The sequence below is a fragment of the Pseudomonas sp. NPDC089996 genome (assembly GCF_044748405.1).
In the GTDB taxonomy this organism is placed as follows: domain Bacteria; phylum Pseudomonadota; class Gammaproteobacteria; order Pseudomonadales; family Pseudomonadaceae; genus Aquipseudomonas.
Window position 1 is genome coordinate 62,361 of sequence record NZ_JBIVGA010000018.1, and the last position, 18,355, is coordinate 80,715.

At 63.7% G+C, this 18,355-nt stretch carries 13 protein-coding genes, 4 tRNA genes and 1 pseudogene; 9 read left to right on the forward strand and 9 right to left on the reverse strand.

Features of this window, described 5'->3' with window-relative positions; genetic code table 11:
- Positions 1-52 precede the first annotated feature (52 nt).
- Together ACIPW4_RS24265 and rmuC are read left to right on the forward strand one after the other, a co-directional pair.
- Positions 53-412 (forward strand): sel1 repeat family protein, encoded by a 360-nt coding sequence (locus tag ACIPW4_RS24265; protein WP_400662398.1) that lies wholly within the window; start codon positions 53-55, stop codon positions 410-412.
- A gap of 154 nt (positions 413-566) precedes the next feature.
- Entirely contained in the window at positions 567-1,940 is a 1,374-nt protein-coding gene (rmuC, locus tag ACIPW4_RS24270; protein ID WP_400662449.1) for a DNA recombination protein RmuC, read from the forward strand.
- On the opposite strand, the gene ACIPW4_RS24275 is transcribed toward rmuC, so the two are convergent.
- The 3 genes from ACIPW4_RS24275 to ACIPW4_RS24285 form a co-directional block, all read right to left on the reverse strand.
- Entirely contained in the window at positions 1,912-5,388 is a 3,477-nt protein-coding gene (locus tag ACIPW4_RS24275; RefSeq protein ID WP_400662401.1) for a NahK/ErcS family hybrid sensor histidine kinase/response regulator, read from the reverse strand. The genes rmuC and ACIPW4_RS24275 overlap by 29 nt on opposite strands.
- Positions 5,389-5,619: 231 nt before the next feature.
- Positions 5,620-6,798 (reverse strand): MFS transporter, encoded by a 1,179-nt coding sequence (locus tag ACIPW4_RS24280; RefSeq protein WP_400662403.1) that lies wholly within the window; start codon positions 6,796-6,798, stop codon positions 5,620-5,622.
- Between the two features lie 105 nt (positions 6,799-6,903).
- Entirely contained in the window at positions 6,904-7,641 is a 738-nt protein-coding gene (locus ACIPW4_RS24285) for a GntR family transcriptional regulator (RefSeq protein WP_400662406.1), read from the reverse strand.
- Positions 7,642-7,810: 169 nt separating this feature from the next.
- Here ACIPW4_RS24285 and ACIPW4_RS24290 point away from each other — a divergent pair, with 169 nt between their 5' ends.
- Positions 7,811-8,644: an amidohydrolase family protein gene (locus tag ACIPW4_RS24290; RefSeq protein WP_400662408.1), complete on the forward strand. Its 834-nt coding sequence runs from the start codon at positions 7,811-7,813 to the stop codon at positions 8,642-8,644.
- A gap of 32 nt (positions 8,645-8,676) precedes the next feature.
- Positions 8,677-9,978 carry an SLC13 family permease gene (locus tag ACIPW4_RS24295; RefSeq protein ID WP_400662411.1) on the forward strand — a complete coding sequence of 434 codons (1,302 nt, stop codon included), beginning with the start codon at positions 8,677-8,679 and terminating at the stop codon, positions 9,976-9,978.
- 70 nt (positions 9,979-10,048) lie between these two features.
- Here the strand turns inward: ACIPW4_RS24295 and ACIPW4_RS24300 are convergent, their stop codons facing one another.
- Both ACIPW4_RS24300 and ACIPW4_RS24305 read right to left on the reverse strand, forming a co-directional pair.
- The gene (locus tag ACIPW4_RS24300; RefSeq protein WP_400662452.1) at positions 10,049-10,912 is read right to left on the reverse strand and encodes a methyl-accepting chemotaxis protein; all 864 of its coding nucleotides are present in this window, start codon (positions 10,910-10,912) and stop codon (positions 10,049-10,051) included.
- Positions 10,904-12,016, reverse strand: a pseudogene (locus tag ACIPW4_RS24305) (methyl-accepting chemotaxis protein); the annotation flags it as partial. The gene ACIPW4_RS24300 and the pseudogene ACIPW4_RS24305, both read right to left, overlap by 9 nt.
- Positions 12,017-12,222: 206 nt before the next feature.
- On the opposite strand from ACIPW4_RS24305, the gene ACIPW4_RS24310 reads away from it, so the two are divergent.
- Positions 12,223-14,100, forward strand: a complete 1,878-nt coding sequence (locus tag ACIPW4_RS24310) for a 1-acyl-sn-glycerol-3-phosphate acyltransferase (RefSeq protein WP_400662413.1) — start codon at positions 12,223-12,225, stop codon at positions 14,098-14,100.
- Positions 14,101-14,109: 9 nt separating this feature from the next.
- Here the strand turns inward: ACIPW4_RS24310 and sugE are convergent, their stop codons facing one another.
- The 3 genes from sugE to rdgC all read right to left on the reverse strand — a co-directional run bounded on the left by sugE (position 14,110) and on the right by rdgC (position 16,594).
- Positions 14,110-14,427, reverse strand: coding sequence for a quaternary ammonium compound efflux SMR transporter SugE (gene sugE, locus ACIPW4_RS24315; RefSeq protein ID WP_167068038.1), 318 nt, complete (start codon positions 14,425-14,427; stop codon positions 14,110-14,112).
- Positions 14,428-14,522: 95 nt separating this feature from the next.
- Positions 14,523-15,488: a bile acid:sodium symporter family protein gene (locus tag ACIPW4_RS24320; protein WP_400662416.1), complete on the reverse strand. Its 966-nt coding sequence runs from the start codon at positions 15,486-15,488 to the stop codon at positions 14,523-14,525.
- Between the two features lie 185 nt (positions 15,489-15,673).
- Positions 15,674-16,594 (reverse strand): recombination-associated protein RdgC, encoded by a 921-nt coding sequence (gene rdgC, locus ACIPW4_RS24325; RefSeq protein ID WP_400662419.1) that lies wholly within the window; start codon positions 16,592-16,594, stop codon positions 15,674-15,676.
- Positions 16,595-16,809: 215 nt separating this feature from the next.
- Between rdgC and ACIPW4_RS24330 the strand changes: the two genes are divergently transcribed.
- From ACIPW4_RS24330 to ACIPW4_RS24345, 4 genes are all read left to right on the forward strand, one after another.
- Positions 16,810-16,885, forward strand: a tRNA-Val gene (locus ACIPW4_RS24330).
- Between the two features lie 13 nt (positions 16,886-16,898).
- Positions 16,899-16,975: transfer RNA gene (locus ACIPW4_RS24335), tRNA-Asp, on the forward strand.
- 170 nt (positions 16,976-17,145) lie between these two features.
- Positions 17,146-17,221 (forward strand) — tRNA-Val (locus ACIPW4_RS24340).
- A 13-nt stretch (positions 17,222-17,234) separates the two neighbouring features.
- Positions 17,235-17,311 (forward strand) — tRNA-Asp (locus tag ACIPW4_RS24345).
- Positions 17,312-17,481: 170 nt separating this feature from the next.
- Here the strand turns inward: ACIPW4_RS24345 and map are convergent.
- On the reverse strand, positions 17,482-18,270 hold the full coding sequence (gene map / locus ACIPW4_RS24350; protein ID WP_400662422.1) for a type I methionyl aminopeptidase: 789 nt from the start codon (positions 18,268-18,270) through the stop codon (positions 17,482-17,484).
- Positions 18,271-18,355 lie beyond the last annotated feature (85 nt).

Here is an 18,355-nt window from a genome sequence, read left to right on the forward strand (position 1 = left end):
ACGGAAAAAAGGAGTACAGTGCGCGCCTTTCGAGTTGCCATCCCTGTCGGTCATGAAGTTTCGCGGTAAACCCCTCGCCAGCCCCGCTGTTGCCTCTTCAGCCCATTCGACCAAGCGCTTTTCCCTGAAAGTGGCCCTCTGGCTGCTCGACAGCCCGCGCCTGGGTCACAAGCAGCAGGTCAAACACCTTGCCGGGCGCCTGCTCAAGCAGCCCGCGCGTGAAGGCGTAGTGGTGGCGCAGAGCCGGCTGGGGCAGATGCTCTGCCGCGAGTGCGGCAACGCCCGTGACCGCCGCATTGGCCATGAGCTGCTGCGCCAGGCGGCGCGGGCCGGGGATCGGCAGGCGCAGCTGGAGTATGCGCAGCTGTTCCCGGCTGATGCGTCGGAACAGGCGCCTGCCCCGGCAGACTGATAAGCTGCACGCAACTCGCAACAGTGTGATCGGGGTAAGCATGGCAGTGGATCTGACCAGCATTCTGCTGGGCTTGGTGGCAGGGGCCTTGCCTTGCCTGGGTTGGGTCTTGCACGTACAGCGCCGGCAGGGCGCGCGGCAGGGCGAGCAGGCCCTGCTCGAAGAGCGCCTGGGCAGTGCGCAATTGGCGCAAGCCGGCCTGCAGGCGCAACTGGATGCCAGCCGCGACGAGGTCAGCGACCTCAGCGAAGCCAACACCGTCAAGCAGACCCAGCTGGCCGCTCAGGGCCGTGAACTGGAACTGCTGCAGATCGACCGCGACAATGCCCGCGATGCCGCCCACGCCTGGCACCTCGAACGCGCCACGCGCGAAGCTGAATTGCGCCGCCTGGAAGCCCAGACCGCACGCCTGGAGGCCGAGCTGCGCGAGCAGCAGGACAGCCACCAGCAGCGCCTGGAAGACCTGCAGGAAGCCCGTGACACGCTGCGCGCCCAGTTCGCCGACCTAGCCACGAAAATCTTCGACGAGCGCGAGCAGCGCTTCGCCCAGACCAGCCAGCAGCACTTGGGCCAGCTCCTCGACCCGCTCAAGGAGCGCATCCAGGCTTTTGAAAAGCGCGTCGAGGAAAGCTACCAGCAGGAAGCCCGCGAGCGCTTCTCGCTGGGCAAGGAGCTGGAGCGCCTGCAGCAGCTCAACCTGCGCCTGTCCGACGAAGCCACCAACCTCACCCAGGCACTCAAGGGCCAGAAGACCCAGGGCAACTGGGGCGAGCTGATCCTCGAGCGAGTGCTGGAACATGCCGGCCTGGAGAAGGGCCGCGAGTACCAGACTCAGGTCAGCCTGAAGAGCGCCGATGGCGAGCGCTTCCAGCCTGACGTGCTGATCATGCTGCCCGGTGACAAGCAGGTGGTGGTCGATGCCAAGGTCAGCCTCACCGCCTACCAGCAATTTGTCAGCAGCAACGACGAAGCCGCACTCAAGCAGCATGTACAGTCGCTGCGCAGTCACGTCAAAGGCCTGTCGAGCAAGGACTACAACCGCCTCGAAGGTTTGCACAGCCTGGATTTCGTGCTGCTGTTCGTGCCCATCGAAGCGGCCTTCTCGGCGGCCCTGCAGGCCGAACCCAACCTGTTCCAGGAGGCGTTCGACCGGCAGATCGTGATCGTCAGCCCTACGACCTTGCTGGCCACCCTGCGGGTGATCGACAGCCTGTGGAAGCAGGAGCGCCAGGGCCAGAACGCCCGTGAGATCGCCGAGCGCGCCGGTTGGCTGTACGACAAGTTCGTGCTGTTCATCCAGGACCTGGACGAACTGGGCAGCCGCCTGCAGCAGGTCGACAAGGCCTACGCCGCAGCGCGCAATAAGCTGTGCGAAGGGCGCGGCAACCTGGTCAGCCGCAGCGAGCAGTTGAAGCTGCTCGGTGCCCGCGCCAGCAAGAGCTTGCCGGCCGAACTGCTGGAACGGGCACTCTCGGACGAAGCGTTGGCCGACCAGGCAGTTACTGAACCAGGCTCAGATGGCGATTGAGCAGGGCACGCAAGGCCGCCGGCTTCACCGGTTTGGCCAGGTAATCCAGGCCCGCGGCGTGCACCGTGGCCAAGGTTTCCTTGCTGCCGTCGGCACTGATCACCACGCCGGGCACCGGCTCGCCCAGGCGCGCACGTAACCAGCCCATCAGCCCGCTACCGGTTTCGCCGTCGTCCAGGTGGAAGTCCACCAGCGCCAGGTGCGGGCGCATGCCCTTGGCCAGCAGCGCTTCGCATTCGGCGCGGTTGCGAGCGGTCCACACCTGGCAGCCCCAGCGGCTGAGCAGGCTGTTCATGCCGATCAGGATGCTGTCTTCGTTGTCCACGCACAGCACCTGCAAACCGGCCAGTGGCTGGCTGGCGGATTCCACCGGGGTGTTCGACACTGCCGCAGCCTGATGGGCAATCGGTACATTGACGCGGAACACCGTGCCCTTGCCGGGCCAGGAGCGCACTTCCAGCTTGTGGCCCAGCACCCGGCACAGGCCGTCGGCGATCGCCAGGCCCAGGCCCAGGCCTTTTTCGGCGCGGGTCTGGTGGCTGTCCAGGCGTTTGAACTCCTGGAAGATCACCTGCAGCTTGTCGTCGGCAATGCCTGGGCCGCGGTCCCACACCTCCAGCCACAGGTGCTCGCCCTGGCGGCGTACCCCCAGCAAAATCGGGCTCTTGCCGTAACGCAGGGCGTTGGTCAGGAAGTTCTGCAGCACCCGGCGCAGCAGCTTCATGTCGCTGTCGACCCGCAGGCGGCTGCCGCGCAGCCGGAACTCCAGGCCCTTTTCGGCCGCCAGCACCTTGAACTCGGCGCCGAGGGTGTCGAACAGCTCGTTAAGGGCGAAGGGCTTTGCATCGGGGGTGATCTTGCCGTTTTCCAGGCGCGAAATGTCCAGCAGGTCGCTGATCAGCTCCTCGGCCGAGCGCAGCGAGCTGTCCATGTGCTGCACCAGTTGCTGGGCCTCGTCGTTCATGCCTTCGGCCTGCTGCGACAGGGCGGCGGAGAACAGCCTGGCGGCGTTCAGCGGTTGCATCAGGTCGTGGCTGACCGCGGCGAGGAAACGGGTCTTGGACTTGCTGACCGCTTCGGCCTGGCTCTTGGCTTCCGACAGCGCCTGGTTGAGTTGCGACAACTCGTGGGTACGTTCGGCCACGCGCTGCTCCAGCCCCTCGTTGGCGTCACGCAGGGCCTGCTCGGCCTCGCGGAACGGGGTAATGTCGGTGAAGCTCATGACGAAGCCGCCCCCGGGCATCGGGTTGCCGATCAGCTCGATCACCCGGCCATTGGGGAACAGCCGCTCGGAGGAGTGGGCACGGCCCTGGCGCATCCAGTGCAGGCGCCGCGCCACATGCACTTGTGCCTCGCCCGGGCCGCACAGGCCACGCTCGGCGTTGTAGCGGATGATGTCGGCGATCGGCCGGCCGACGCTGATCAGCCCGTCGGGGTAGTTGAACAGCTCCAGGTAGCGGCGGTTCCAGGCCACCAGGTGCAGGTTCTGGTCGACCACGCTGATGCCCTGGTTGATGTTCTCGATGGCACCCTGCAGCAGGGCGCGGTTGAACTGCAGCACCTCGCTGGCCTCGTCGGCGATGCGCACCACGTCTTCGAGCTGCATGTCGCGGCCTTCGATGGCGGCCTTGACCACGGCGCGGGTCGAAGAGCTGCCGAGCACGCCGGCGAGCAGGCGTTCGGTGTGCTCGATCCAGTCGCCGTCGGCGTTCTGGTTGGGGTTGAAGCCCTTGCCCTGGCGGTAGGCGAAGCGGATGAAGCTTTGCCGCGCGCGTTCCTCGCCGACGAAGCGCGAGGCCAGGTTGAGCAGGTCATCGATCTGCACCGCCAGCAGCGGTTTGCTACTGGGCCTGGCGCTGGTCTGCTGGCCGATGAAACGCCCCGCCTGCCAGTGCTCCGACACACGTGTGCGCGACAGCGTCGATACCCATACGAACAGCGTGAAGTTGCCCGCCAGCGACAGCACCACGCCCTGGGTCAAAGGGCTGATCGGCAGGTCGAACGGGTTGCCATGCAGCCAGGCCAGGCCCGGGAACAGCCCGAGCGGCAGGCCCAGGCTATGGGCGATGATCGGCAGCACCAGGGTGTAGAACCACAGGAAGATGCCCGCCGCCAGGCCTGCGAACACGCCACGGCGGTTGGCCTGCTTCCAGTACAGCGCACCGAGCATGGCCGGGGTCAGCTGGGTGACGGCAGCGAACGCGATCTGGCCGATGGTCGCCAGGCTCGCGGTAGAGCCGAGCAGGCGGTAGCTGACATAGGCCAGCAGCAGAATCACTACGATGGTCACCCGGCGCACCGAGAGCATCCAGTGGCGGAAGGCCTCGAACGGCCGCTCGGCGTTGTTGCGGCGCAGCAGCCAGGGTAGCAGCATGTCGTTGGAGACCATGGTCGACAGCGCCACGGCCTCGACGATGACCATACCGGTGGCGGCCGAAGCACCGCCGATGAAGGCCAGCAGGGCCAGGCTTGGATGGGCCTGGGCCAGCGGCAGGCTGATGACGAAGGAGTCGGAGATCACCGTGCCAGGCAGCAGCATCTGCCCAGCCAGGGCGATCGGCACCACGAACAGCGCGGCCAGGGCCAGGTACAGCGGGAACACCCAACGCGCCAGGCGCATGTCCTGGGGTTCGATGTTCTCCACCACGGTGACATGGAACTGCCGCGGCAGGCAGATGATCGCCATCATCGCCACGGCGGTCTGCACCACCATCGACGGCCAGTTGATGGTTTCCTGCCAGTAGCTGTCCAGATGCACCGACTGGCGCGCCTGGGTGAGCAGGTCGTCGAAGCCGTCATACAGGTTGAACACCACGAACACGCCCACGGCGAGGAAGGCAAGCAGCTTGATCAGCGACTCGAAGGCGATGGCCAGCACCATGCCGCGGTGGTGCTCGGTGACGTCAAGGCTGCGCGTGCCGAAGACGATGGCGAACAGCGCCAGCACCAGCGACACCACCAGCGCGGTGTCCTGCACGCGGGTGCCGGTGGCGTCGGCGTTGGCGCCGATCAGCAGGTTGACGCCGAGCACGATGCCCTTGAGCTGCAGGGCGATATAGGGCAGCACGCCAACCAGGCAGATCAGCGCCACTACCACAGCGAGGGACTGCGACTTACCGTAGCGTGCGGCAATGAAGTCGGCGATCGAGGTGATGTTCTGCTGCTTGCTGATCAGCACCATCTTCTGCAGCACCCAGGGGGCGAAGATCAGCAGCAGGATCGGCCCGAGGTAGATCGGCAGGAACGCCCAGAGCTGTTCGGCGGCCTGGCCGACTGCGCCGAAGAAGGTCCAGCTGGTGCAGTACACCGCCAGCGACAGGCTGTACACCCACGCACGCAGGCGCGGCGGCAACGGTGTGCTGCGGCGGTCGCCGTAGAAGGCGATGGCGAACATGACGGCCATATAGGCCAGGGCGACCACGGCGATCAGCCCGCTGGACAACGACATGAAGACTCCGGAGCAAAAAAGATAACGCGGTCCCGATCAGTCAGTCTGGCACGCGGGCGGCGGTTCGTCAGCGCCGACGATGGTCGCAGCGGCGCGTCGTCGCAGGTTCACCGTTCTCCTGTGCCGACCTCTTCGCGGGTAAACCCGCTCCCAGAGGACATCACAACATTCAAGGCTGACAAAGAACCTGTGGGAGCGGGTTCACCCGCGAAAGGGCCGGCACAGGCAACATCAACCTCTGCGGGTGCCCAGCCAGTAGAACACCCCCGCCAGTATCACCGCCATCACCAGCAGGTAGAAGACCACCCCCGGCCACCACCGCCCCAGGGCGAACCCCACCATCACCGGCCCCAGCGCCGCGCCAAGGTTGGACAGGTTCTGCGCGCCGTAATACACCCCGCGCAGATGCTCTGGGGCAATCAGGTCGATGAACATGTATTCGGCCGGTATGACGATGATCTCGCCCAGCGTGAACACCAACATCGCCAGGCACCAGGCCACCACCGAGCCGGCCATGGCAAACCCCAGCAACCCGGCAATGAACAGCGCCATGCCAGCCAGCAGCCAGGGCATCAGCTGCTGGCGGCCGATGCGTCGACCGATCACATATTGCAGGGCAATCACCGTGACCGCGTTGGTGGTCACCAGGTAGCCAACCAGCCGCGCCGCCTCGCTGGCGCTGCTGGTCACCACCAGGTACTGCGACAGATACGCGGTGAACTGGCCGAACACCACCGCGCTCAGCACCCCGCCCAGGGTGAAGCACACCAACCGACGGTCACGCGCCAGGCCCAGCACCACTTGGCTGAATCCAGCGCTCGGCTGTTCCTGTGTGCTGGCTTGCAACCTGCGGTCGCCAAGCCGCCAGTAGGCCAGGCTCATGCCCAGGCCAGTCAGCGCCGAGGCAATGAAGGGCAGGTGGTCGTCGAACTCCAGCATGGCCACGCCGAGCATCGGGCCGACGGCGTAGCCGATGTTGCTCAAGGTGTACTTGATGGCAAACACCTCGGCCCGTTGCGCCACTGGCAGCAGTGCGCAGAAACCGGCCTTGGCGGCGATGTCGACCACCGCCAGGGCCAGGTTGATCAGCACCAGGCAAAGAAAGAACAGCAACGCCGATCGGCTGGCAATGGCAGCCACGAAGGCCAGGGCAAAGACCAGCGTGCTGGTGCTGACCAAGGTGTGGTTGCGCACGGTGTCGACCAGGTGGCCGCCGTAGAGGCTCAGCAGCGAGGCAAGGATCAGCGCGCCACCGATCAACAGGCCGATGTCGCCGACCGACAGTTGGAAGTTGTCGGCCAGGTAGACCACCAGGTAGGGCAGGGTGAGTGCCCGGGCCAGCGTCAGGCTGAACGTCGTCAGCAACAGCAGGCGCACGGCGCTGGGGTAGTGCGCAAAGAAACCTGTCATGGCCACATCCTTGATGCCGGGGCGCACGCATGGCCCCTGTTCGGTCATTGAACATGTGATAGCCGAAAGCTGGCGTTCACGCGGCGAGCGATGCCCGCCAGCGCTTCAGGATATATCGATCTGGTAGCGGAAGCCTTCTGCGGCTGCCTGGGACAGGCGGTATTCCAGCGGGTTGCGGTCGTAGCCCTGGGCTGTGCGCTGGATCACCACCACCGGTGCTCCCTGGCTGATTGCCAGGTGCTCGGCGCTGGCGCCATCGGCAGTGCCGACCGTGAGCGTCTCCCGGGCCGAGGCCACGCATTGGCCACAGTGCGATTCGTAGAACGGGTAGAGCAGATCGCCGAACGTATCGGCATCGATATCCATCAACGCCAGGAAGCGCGAAGCCGGTAGCCAGATCTCCTCATGGAACAGGGGCCGACCCTCGATCAGCCGCAGGCGTTCGAGCCTGACCACCTGTTCCCCCGGATGCAGGGCGAGCGCACTGCTCACGTCTGCCGGGGGTTCAAGCAACTGCTTGCCGATGATGCGGCTGGTCGGCACCAGGCGCTGGCCGGTGGAATCCACCTGTCGGAAAAACCGGAACAGCGATGCATCGAAGTTGGGCCGCCGCACGAAGGTGCCGCGGCCTTGGCTGCGTAACAGCAAGCCTTCATTGACCAGGGTGTCCACGGCTTTGCGCACGGTGCCGATAGCGACGCCGTAGCTGCGTGTCAGCTCAGCTTCGGTGGGGATCGGTGCGCCAGGCAGCCAGTGGCCGGCGGCAATCTTGGCGAGCATTTCTTCGCGCAGCTGCTGGTAGAGCGGCAGGCGTGGGTCTTGTCCGAGTATCCCGGTACTCATGGTTCGAAGGGTCCGTGGCTGACGAGTGACGGTACTTTACCACCAGCTGTTCGATTGACAGAGCCAGTCTACTGAAGATATGGTCAACTATTCATATATATGACTGCATGTTTGATAAAAACCACAGCTGAACGTGGCTGCCATAACAATCGACCAGGGTGATCTGTTCATGACCAACCCCTATCTGCCCGCCGTCATCGGCGTCGATACCCATGCCCATATCTTCCACCAGCACCTGCCCATGGTGGCTAACCGCCGCTACAGCCCTGACTACGACGCGCCGATCTCACAGTACCTCGCGCATCTGGACCAGCACGGCCTGTCGCACGGTGTACTGATCCAGCCCAGTTTCCTCGGCACCGACAACAGCTACATGCTCCATGCCCTGCGCCTGCATCCGCAGCGCCTGCGTGCGGTGGCAGTGGTCGATGCAACCATCAGTGACCAGCAGCTGCAGGCGCTGGACGAGGCCGGTGTGGTGGGTATCCGCCTCAACCTGATTGGCAAGCACCTCGCCGATTACGCCGGGCCAGAATGGGCTGCCCTATTCAGACGCCTGGCGGTGCGTGGCTGGCAGGTCGAGATTCAGCGCGGCTTCGACGACCTGGCCATGATCGTCCCGGCGATACTCGCCTGTGGCGTGGATGTGGTGGTCGACCACTTCGGCCTGCCTGCCGAAGGCATCGACCCGCAAATGGCCAGCCACCGCACTTTCCTGCACCTGCTCAGCGAACCGAAGCTGTGGCTCAAGTTGTCGGCGGGCTATCGCAGCCACACCGACCTGGCCAAGGCCCGGGTGATGCTGGCCCAGCTGCGCCAGGCAGCGGGTGGCATCGACCGCCTGCTCTGGGGCAGCGACTGGCCGCATACCCAGTATGAAACCCAGACCTGCTATGCCGACCAGTACGCCTTCTTCGAAGCGTTGCTGCCCGATGCGGGTGAACGTGCGCAGGTGCTCGGCAGCAATGCGGCCAGGCTGTTCGGCTTCGACCGTTCTCGCTGATACTTCGACAATAACAACAGGACACTTTCACCATGATGAGCATGCTCGTCGTCGCGGCCATCGTCGCTGCCGTGGCCCTTGGCTACAAGACCAAGATCAACATCGGCCTCTTCGCCATTGCCTTCGCTTACCTGATCGGCAGTTTCGGCATGGGCCTGAGCCCCTCCGAGATCATCGGCATGTGGCCGTTGAAGATCTTCTTCGTGATTTTCTCGGTGTGCCTGTTCTACAGCTTTGCCACCGTCAACGGCACTCTGGAGAAACTGGCCGAGCACCTGATCTACCGCTGCCGGGCAGTGCCCCAGCTGCTGCCGTTCGCGGTGTTCTTTGCCGCCACCCTGATCGCGGCGATGGGCGCAGGCTACTACACGGTGCTGGCGTTCATGGCACCGATTACCCTGCTGCTGTGCCAGCGCACCGGCATGAGCCTGATCGTCGGCGGCATGGCCGTGAACTACGGTGCCCTGAGCGGTGCCAACTTCATGTCCAGCCAGAGCGGTATCATCTTCCGTGGCCTGATGACCAATGCCGGGCTGAGCGACAACCAGGCGTTCATCAACGCCACCGGTATCTTCGTCAGCACCCTGATCATTCCGCTGCTGGTCATCGCCATCTTTGTCTTCGTTGCCGGCCACGGCCGCGCACTGAAGGCTTCGGCCTTCGTTTCCACTGAGCCGGCACCGCTCAACGGCCAGCAGAAAACCACCCTGTGGCTGACCCTGGCGATGATGGTCATCGTGCTGGCTGCACCGGTGGCGGCCATTGTCATGCCGGACAACGCGACCGCTGCCTTCATCAACTCGAAAATGGACATCGGCCTGATCGCCAGCCTGTTCTCGGTCATCGCGCTGCTGCTGAAGCTGGGTGATGAGCGCAAGGCCATGGCCACCGTGCCGTGGGGCACGTTGATCATGATCTGCGGTGTCGGCATGCTGATTTCGGTGGCGATCAAGGCCGGTACCATCGCTATTCTCGCGTCGTGGATCGGCAGCAGCATTCCACCGATCCTGGTGCCGGTGGTGTTCGGTGCAGTTGCCGCGTTCATGTCGATCTTCTCCAGCACCCTGGGTGTGGTCACGCCTGCGCTGTTCCCGATGGTGATGCCGATCGCCAGCAGCATGGGGATCGAGCCGATGATCCTGTTCATCGCCATCGTTGCCGGTGCGCAAGCCACCTCGATTTCGCCGTTCTCCTCCGGTGGTAGCTTGATTCTTGGCTCCTGCAGCAATGAGCAGAGCCGCGTATCACTGTTCCCGCAGTTGTTGTTCAAGGCGGCGCCGATCGGGTTCGTGGCAGCGCTGGCGTTTAACGTGGTGCTCACCTTCGTACTTTGACGCACCGCGCAGCAAAAAAAACCGCAGCCCCTGGCTGCGGTTTTTTTTTGCTGCGCCTTGGCGCGACGTGTCAGAACCGGAAGCGGCTGATCATCTGCTGCAACTGCCCACCCAACCGCGCCAGCTCGACACTGGACGCCGATGTCTGCTGGCTGGCTTCAGCGGTCTGTTCGGAAATATCCCGCACCGTCACCACGCTGCGGCTGATTTCCTCAGCCACTGCACTCTGCTGCTCCGAGGCCGCGGCAATCTGCTGGTTCATCAGCTGGATCCCCGACACGCGCTGGGTAATCCCTTCCAGCGCCACCCCAGCCTCGCGCACCAGCGCCACGCTGCTTTGTGTCAGGCTCTGACTCTGCTCCATCAATTCGCTCACCGAACGGGTGCCATCCTCCAGGCTACCGATCGCCGATTCGATCTCCAGCGTCGATGCCTGGGTACGTTGTGCCAGGCTGCGCACTTCATCGGCCACCACGGCAAAACCGCGGCCCGCTTCACCGGCCCGCGCCGCTTCGATGGCGGCATTGAGCGCCAGCAGGTTGGTCTGTTCGGCCACCGCCTTGATCACGTCCATGACCTTGCCGATGCGCTGGCTTTCGCTGCGCAGGGCATCCATGGCTTCACCCGTGGCATCCACCTGGCTGGCCAGGCGGCTGATTTGCACCACGGCGCGGTTGACCACGCCGTCCCCTTCGCGGGCCTCCTCATCGGTGGCACTGGCGGCCGCAGAGGCTTCGCCGGCATTGCGCGCCACTTCATGCACAGTGGCAGCCATTTCCTGCATGGCCGTGGCCACCTGGTCGGTCTCCACCTTCTGGTTGTTGGCGCCGGCGCTGGTCTGCTCGGTGATCGCCGAAAGCTCCTCGGTGGCGCTGGCGATCTGGGAAATGCCATCGCGCACCTGGGCGATCAGCTCGCGCAGATTGCTGGTCATGCCTTGCAAAGCATTCTGCAGCTGTCCGACTTCGTCGCGGCGGCGGCTGGCCGGTTGTTCGCCGAGGTCACCGGCGGCGACCCGCTCCATGGCGCCCAGTGCCTGGCGCAGCGGCTGGCTGATCTGGCGGGCAATGATCACGGCAGCCAGTGCACCGATCAGCAAGGCGAGCAGGGTGGTGGCGATCTGCAGGGTGCGGGCGAAATGGCTGTCCTTGGCGACCAGCACGGCCTGGTCATCGAGCAGTTGGCCAATGACCCCGTTGAGGGTTTCGATGTCTTTGGCCATGCCCGCGCGGTAATCGACCAGCTTGCTGACCTCACCGCGGAACGCTTCGACAGCGGCGGCATAGGCCTGTACCTGCTGCTGCAGTTGCTGGAATTGCTGCGGGAAATTGCCGTTGAAGCGCGCGACCAGCCCAGGCAGATCATTCACCGCAGTGGCGATCTGGGCGTTCATCAGCTGCTCGGTCTGGGCATTGGTGTTACCGGTATAGCCGCGAACGTGATAGCGCAGCAGGATCAGGTTTTCCCGTATCTGGTTGATGGCCTCGATACGCACGAAACGCTGCTCGGCATCGGGCAATGCGCGTACCTGGTTGCGAATCTGCTCGATGCTGGCGAACGACCGGGTGGCCAGCACGCCCATTTCCTTCTGTGCGGCGCGCATCGTTTCGTAGGAACGGAAGCTGGCAGCCTGGTTGCTGCTATAGCCCTGCAGTGCCTGGTCGGCGGTATCGATCAGCGCGTGGGTCCGAGCCTTGATCATCACTTCGCGCAGCTTCGCCAGGGCTGGCTTGAACGCCTCCAGCGCGGCCTGCAACTGTTTGCCCTCGGTGGGCGCGCCATTGGCCATGGCGTGACGCAAGCGCGCTTCGCGCAGGTCGCCCAGGGCGTCGTTGAGGCGCGAAACATCGCTCACCACCTCGCTGCGCCGTACCAGGTTGCCCAGGCCGTCCCAGCTGATCAGCGACTGCAGCAGGGTCAGGCACAGCACCAGGCCGAAACCGAGGAAGAGTTTGTGGGCGATCCTGAGGTCGCCGAACCAGGTAAACATATACTGCCGAGCTCCTTTTCTTGTGGGTGGAGGAGACCTGAGGTCCATTCCTTCTGTCAGATATAGTCATCTATATGAATTATCGGCATGGGGAAGGAGATCTGAACAGCAATGTTCATGAATTTAGTATCACCGTGATATCAAACTGTGAGCGGGTTCCCGTATCGCTTGCCAGTTCCGCTTTCCAATGCAGATTTGTGGCTCGCCGCGCTCCGCGTGCCTCCAATGACAAAAGACACTCAGGAACAAGGACGATGAGTCACCCCTCGCAATTCACCTTGCTCGGCAAGCGACGTTTCCTGCCATTCTTCATCACCCAGTTGCTGGGTGCCTTCAACGACAACCTGTTCAAGCAGTCACTGATCCTGGCGATCCTGTTCAAGCTCAGCCTGGGCGACGGCGACCGTTCGATCTGGGTCAACCTCTGCGCGCTGCTGTTCATCCTGCCGTTCTTCCTGTTCTCGGCACTGGGCGGGCAGTTCGGCGAGAAGTTCGCCAAGGACGCGCTGATCCGCGTGATCAAGCTGGCCGAGATCGGCATCATGGCGGTCGGCGCCATCGGCTTCGTGACCAACCACCTCACGCTGATGCTGCTGGCGCTGTTCGGCATGGGCACCCACTCGGCGCTGTTCGGCCCGGTGAAATACTCGATCCTGCCCCAGGCTCTGCGCGAAGAAGAGCTGGTGGGGGGGAACGGCCTGGTGGAGATGGGCACCTTTCTCGCCATCCTGGTCGGCACCATCGGCGCCGGGGTGATGATGTCCACCGAGAATTACGCTGCGGTAGTGGCCGGTGGCGTGGTCGGCACTGCCGTGCTGGGCTACCTGGCCAGCCGCTGGATCCCGCGGGCTGCGGCAGCGTCGCCGCAGATGGCGCTGGACTGGAACATCTTCAAGCAGTCGTGGGTGATCCTGCGCATGGGCCTGGGGCAGACCCCGGCCGTGTCGCGCTCGATCGTCGGCAACTCGTGGTTCTGGTTCGTCGGCGCCATCTACCTGACCCAGATCCCGACCTACGCCCAGGACTGGCTGCACGGCGACGAGACCGCAGTGACCCTGGTGCTGACCCTGTTCTCGGTGGGCATTGCCCTGGGTTCGTTGCTGTGCGAGCGCCTCAGCGGGCGCAAGGTGGAAATCGGCCTGGTGCCGTTCGGCTCGTTCGGCCTGACCCTGTTCGGCCTGCTCTGGTGGTGGCATTCCGGTGACGTACCGGCCGGTACCGAACCGCACGACTGGCTGGCGCTGCTGGGCATGCACCAGGCCTGGTGGATCCTGGTCTCGATCGTCGGCCTTGGTGTTTTCGGCGGCTTCTACATCGTGCCGCTGTATGCATTGATCCAGGCGCGTACCGCCGAGGATCAGCGGGCACGGGTGATCGCCTCGAACAACATCCTCAATGCCCTGTTCATGGTGGTCTCGGCGATTTTCACCATCGTCCTGCTGAGCGTTCTCAAGCTGAGCATCCCGCAGCTGTTCCTGGTGGTGTCGCTGCTGAACGTGCTGGTCAATGCCTACATCTTCAGCATCGTGCCCGAGTTCACCATGCGCTTCCTGATCTGGCTGCTCAGCCACTCGATGTACCGCGTGGAGCACCGCGACCTTGAGCGCATCCCTGATGAAGGCGCAGCGCTGCTGGTGTGCAACCACGTGTCGTTCGTCGACGCGCTGCTGCTGGGCGGGGCGATCCGTCGGCCGATCCGCTTCGTCATGTACTACAAGATCTACAACTTGCCGATTCTCAACTTCGTGTTCCGCACGGCGGGTGCCATTCCGATTGCCGGGCGCAACGAAGACCAGGCCACCTACGAGCGAGCCTTTGCCCGTATCGCCCAATACCTGGCGGACGGTGAACTGGTGTGCGTGTTCCCGGAGGGCAAGCTGACCGGCGATGGCGAGATCGATGTGTTCAAGGGGGGCGTCAGCCGCATCCTCGAAGAAACTCCGGTGCCGGTGATTCCGCTGGCGCTGCAGGGTTTGTGGGGGAGCTTCTTCAGCCGCGACCCGGCCAAGGGCTTCTTCAAGCGCCTGTGGTCGCGGGTGACCATCGTGGCAGGCGCCGCCATCCCGGTGGAGGCGGCGCAGCCAGAGGCCCTGCGTGAGCAGGTCAGCCGCTTGCGCGGCGGCCTGCGTTAAGGAGGGGTATCAGCTGGCGCTGACTTTCAGGCCGATCAGGCCGGTCACGATCAGCGCCACGCTGACCAGCCGTACCAGGGCCATCGACTCGCCGAACAGGATGATCCCGGCGATCACCGTGCCGACGGCGCCGACGCCGGTCCAGATCGCGTAGGCGGTGCCCAGCGGCAGTTCCTTCATGGCCAGGCCCAGCAGGCCCAGGCTGATGGCCATGGCGGCGACCGTGAGTGCGGTGGGCAGAGGTTTGCTGAAGCCGTCGGTGTACTTCAGGCCGACGGCCCAGCCGACCTCGAACAGGCCGGCGAAGAACAGGATGATCCAGGACATGATGCGTCTCCATCGTTGCGAATGATGGGGCCGTCCCCGGGATGGTCACGCGGTGCGTCGTGAGGTCGTCCTCACAGTGGCCATCAGGGTACACATCAATGCCCGGCCGGCTCAACCTCTTCACGTGCGGCCGATGGCTCCTCAAGACGGCGGAACCAGGTCGAAAGCAGTGCCCCGGAAATATTGTGCCAGACGCTGAACAACGCGCTCGGCACCGCCGCCAGCGGCGAGAAATGCGCCGCTGCCAGCGCCGCCCCCAGCCCCGAGTTCTGCATGCCCACCTCCAGCGCCAGCGACTTGCGCTGGGCCAGCGGCAGGTTGCAGAGCCGGCCGGTGAGGTAACCCAGCAGGTAGCCAAAGGTATTGTGCAGCACCACCACCGCCATGATCAGCAGCCCCGATTCGGCAATCTTGGCCTGGCTGGCTGCCACCACCGCGCAGACGATCATCACGATGCTCACCACCGACACCAGCGGCAGCACCTGCACTGCCATCTGCACCCGCGCACCCAGCAAGCGCTGGGCCAGCACGCCGAGCACGATCGGCAACATCACCAGCTGCAGGATCGACCAGAACATGTCCATGAAGGACACCGGCAGCCAGGCGGAGGCCAGGAACCAGATCAGCGCCGGGGTCAGCAGCGGGGCGAGCAGGGTGGTCACTGCGGCAATGGCCACTGCCAGCGCCAGGTCGCCCTTGGACAGCCAGACCATCACGTTCGACGCCGTGCCGCTCGGGCAGCAGCCGACCAGGATGACGCCCACGGCGATTTCTGCCGGCAGGTGGAACAGCTGGCACAGCAGCCAGGCCATGCCCGGCATGATCACGAAGTGCGCCACCACGCCCAGAGCCACACGCCAGGGCTGGCGGGCGAGGGCGGCGAAGTCGTCGAGCTTGAGGGTCAGGCCCATGCCGAACATCACCAGGCCCAGCAGCGGCACGATGGCGACCTTGAGGGCGATGAACCACTGGGGCATCAGGAAGGCCAGTACGGCGAACACCAGCACCCACAGGGCGAAGGTGTTGCCGACGAAGCGGCTGAGGGCGGCGAGGGCGCGCATGGGGCAATTCCTTTTCTATTTATAGCTTTGGTGAATTTCACTGGCCTCTTCGCGGGCACGCCCGCTCCCACAGGTACTGCACAGAATCTGAAGGCTGTGCAGTACCTGTGGGAGCGGGCGTGCCCGCGAAGAGGCCGGTACTGGCTATAACTGAACAGCAGGCCAGCACCGGCATTTCAAACGAATCAGACCCCTTGCGGAATCTCCTCGCCACCCAACGCTTCGAACAGCACCGGCAGGAACTCGGCAAAGGTCATCATCATCAGCTGGAAGCTGGCATCGAACTGCTGGGCGGCCTCATCGCCGCCGTCCTGTTCGGCCTGCTCCTGCAGCAGTTCTTCGAACTTCAGGCGTTTGATCACCATCTTGTCGTCGAGCACGAACGACAGCTTGTCCTGCCAGGCCAGGGCCAGCTGGGTGACCACCTTGCCGGTGCTCAGGTGCAGCTGGATTTCTTCGCTGGTCAGGTCCTGGCGCTTGCAACGCACGATACCGCCGTCTTCGGCAGTGTCACGCAGCTCGCACTCGTCCAGCACATAGAAGCCTTCGGCCGCCTGTTGCGACTTGACCCAGTCGGTCATGGTCGCGGTCGGTGCGATCTTCACCGTGGCCGGGCGCACCGGCAGCGAGCCCATCACTTCACGCAGGGTCGACAGCAGGTCTTCGGCGCGCTTGGCGCTGGCCGAGTTGACCAGGATCATGCCCAGGCGCGGGGCGATGGCGGCGAAGATCATCGAGCGGCGGATGAACGCGCGCGGCAGGAAGGCCTGGATGATCTCGTCCTTGATCTGGTCGCGCTCTTTCTTGTAGACCTTGCGCATTTGCTCGGTCTCGATCTCTTCGACCTTTTCCTTCACTGCATCGTTGACCACGCTGCTTGGCAGAATGCGTTCTTCCTTGCGCGCGGCCACCAGCAGGAACTCGCCGCTGACGTGCACCAGGGGAGCGTCTTCGCCTTTGCCGAACGGCGCGACGAAACCGTAGGTGGTCAGCTCCTGGCTGGCGCAGGGGCGGGCCGGCTTGGTGGCCAGGGCGGCTTCCAATGCTTCAGCCTCGAACGGTACTTCCTGGGTCAGGCGGTAGGACAGCAGGTTCTTGAACCACATGAGGGGCAATCTCTCCTTAATGCATAAGGCGGGCATTATTCTCCGAGCAGTGCTCCGAGGCCAACCCTGTCAGAGGGCCAGCAGTGCCATATGAGGGAAGAAAACACCGGCTGCGCTAGGTCTTTGAAAGGCTTGGAGTTTTTTTTGAGAAAAATTAAAAAAGTGCTTGCCAGGGTGGAAGGCCGTCCGTAGAATGCGCGCCACACCGAGACGAAGGGTGATTAGCTCAGCCGGGAGAGCATCTGCCTTACAAGCAGAGGGTCGGCGGTTCGATCCCGTCATCACCCACCACTCGATGTATAGCGCAGCGGTAGTTCAGTCGGTTAGAATACCGGCCTGTCACGCCGGGGGTCGCGGGTTCGAGTCCCGTCCGCTGCGCCATATTCCACTTCCAGGGCCCACTGAACACCCGGAAGTAACAAAGAAAGCGACCTTAGGGTCGCTTTTTTTGTGCCTGAAATTTGCCTTTGATAATTTTTGCGAAAAAGTTGTATCAATGGCTTGTCAGGTTGTTGGTTCGTCCGTAGAATGCGCGCCTCACCGAGACGAATGGGTGATTAGCTCAGCCGGGAGAGCATCTGCCTTACAAGCAGAGGGTCGGCGGTTCGATCCCGTCATCACCCACCACTCGTTGAATAGCGCAGCGGTAGTTCAGTCGGTTAGAATACCGGCCTGTCACGCCGGGGGTCGCGGGTTCGAGTCCCGTCCGCTGCGCCATATTCCGCTTCCAGGGCCCACTGAACACCCGGAAGCCACAAAAAAAGCGACCTTAGGGTCGCTTTTTTTGTTTCTGCCGCCTTGCGTAATACCTTGTGGGAGCGGGTTCACCCGCGAAAGCGAATGTGGGGCCACTGCCGCCTTCGCGGGTAAACCCGCTCCCACAGCGATCACATCAAACTCAAGCGACTACGCTCCTCCTCCCGCAACGTCAGCACCTCGACCCCATCCTCGGTCACTGCGACCGTATGCTCCCACTGCGCCGACAAGCCGTGGTCGCGGGTAATCACCGTCCAGCCATCCTTCAGCGTCCGCGTGCCGCGCCCACCCTGGTTGATCATCGGTTCGATGGTGAACACCATTCCCGGCTGTAACTTCATGCCCATGCCACGCTGGCCGAAATGCAGCACTTCGGGCCCTTCGTGCATCTGCTGGCCAATGCCATGGCCACAGTACTCGCGCACCACACTGTAGCCAGCCGCTTCGGCATGGGCCTGGATGGCGTGGCCGATATCCCCCAGCGTCGCCCCGGGGCGTACCTGTTCGATGCCTTTCCATAGCGCGTCGTACGTGGTGTCGACCAACCGCTGCGCGTCTTCACTGACCGGCCCGATGCAATACATCTTCGACGAGTCGGCAATGTAGCCGCCCTGTTCAAGGGTGATGTCGACGTTGATGATCGAGCCTTCCTTCAATACTTCATCGGCCTTTGGGATGCCGTGGCAGACCACATGGTCCACCGAGGTGTTGAGCGAGTAGGGGAAACCGTACTGGCCCTTGCTGGCCGGGCGGGCCTTGAGAGTCTCGACGATGAACGCCTCGGCGCGGTCGTTGATCTGCATCGTGGTCACGCCGGGGCAGATGAAACGGTCGAGTTCGGCGAACACTTTGGCCAACAGCTGGCCGGCGTTGCGCATCAGTTCGAGTTGGGCGGGGGTCTTGAGGATCACCTTGGACATGGAATACGGGCTGTAGCTCTTGCTGGAAATTGCCCCAGCATAGCGCCATGGGTCACTCGCTTGCCACCGCGTGGTGCGCTGCCTA

What these genes read in the sequence shown, in the direction of transcription:
- ACIPW4_RS24265 (WP_400662398.1), top strand. Translation starts at nt 53, where the DNA reads ATGAAGTTTCGCGGTAAACCCCTCGCCAGCCCCGCTGTTGCCTCTTCA.
- ACIPW4_RS24275 (WP_400662401.1), bottom strand. Translation starts at nt 5,388, where the DNA reads ATGTCGTTGTCCAGCGGGCTGATCGCCGTGGTCGCCCTGGCCTATATG.
- ACIPW4_RS24280 (WP_400662403.1), bottom strand. Translation starts at nt 6,798, where the DNA reads ATGACAGGTTTCTTTGCGCACTACCCCAGCGCCGTGCGCCTGCTGTTG.
- ACIPW4_RS24285 (WP_400662406.1), bottom strand. Translation starts at nt 7,641, where the DNA reads ATGAGTACCGGGATACTCGGACAAGACCCACGCCTGCCGCTCTACCAG.
- ACIPW4_RS24290 (WP_400662408.1), top strand. Translation starts at nt 7,811, where the DNA reads ATGACCAACCCCTATCTGCCCGCCGTCATCGGCGTCGATACCCATGCC.
- ACIPW4_RS24295 (WP_400662411.1), top strand. Translation starts at nt 8,677, where the DNA reads ATGATGAGCATGCTCGTCGTCGCGGCCATCGTCGCTGCCGTGGCCCTT.
- ACIPW4_RS24300 (WP_400662452.1), bottom strand. Translation starts at nt 10,912, where the DNA reads ATGACCAGCAATCTGCGCGAGCTGATCGCCCAGGTGCGCGATGGCATT.
- ACIPW4_RS24310 (WP_400662413.1), top strand. Translation starts at nt 12,223, where the DNA reads ATGAGTCACCCCTCGCAATTCACCTTGCTCGGCAAGCGACGTTTCCTG.
- sugE (WP_167068038.1), bottom strand. Translation starts at nt 14,427, where the DNA reads ATGTCCTGGATCATCCTGTTCTTCGCCGGCCTGTTCGAGGTCGGCTGG.
- ACIPW4_RS24320 (WP_400662416.1), bottom strand. Translation starts at nt 15,488, where the DNA reads ATGCGCGCCCTCGCCGCCCTCAGCCGCTTCGTCGGCAACACCTTCGCC.
- rdgC (WP_400662419.1), bottom strand. Translation starts at nt 16,594, where the DNA reads ATGTGGTTCAAGAACCTGCTGTCCTACCGCCTGACCCAGGAAGTACCG.
- map (WP_400662422.1), bottom strand. Translation starts at nt 18,270, where the DNA reads ATGTCCAAGGTGATCCTCAAGACCCCCGCCCAACTCGAACTGATGCGC.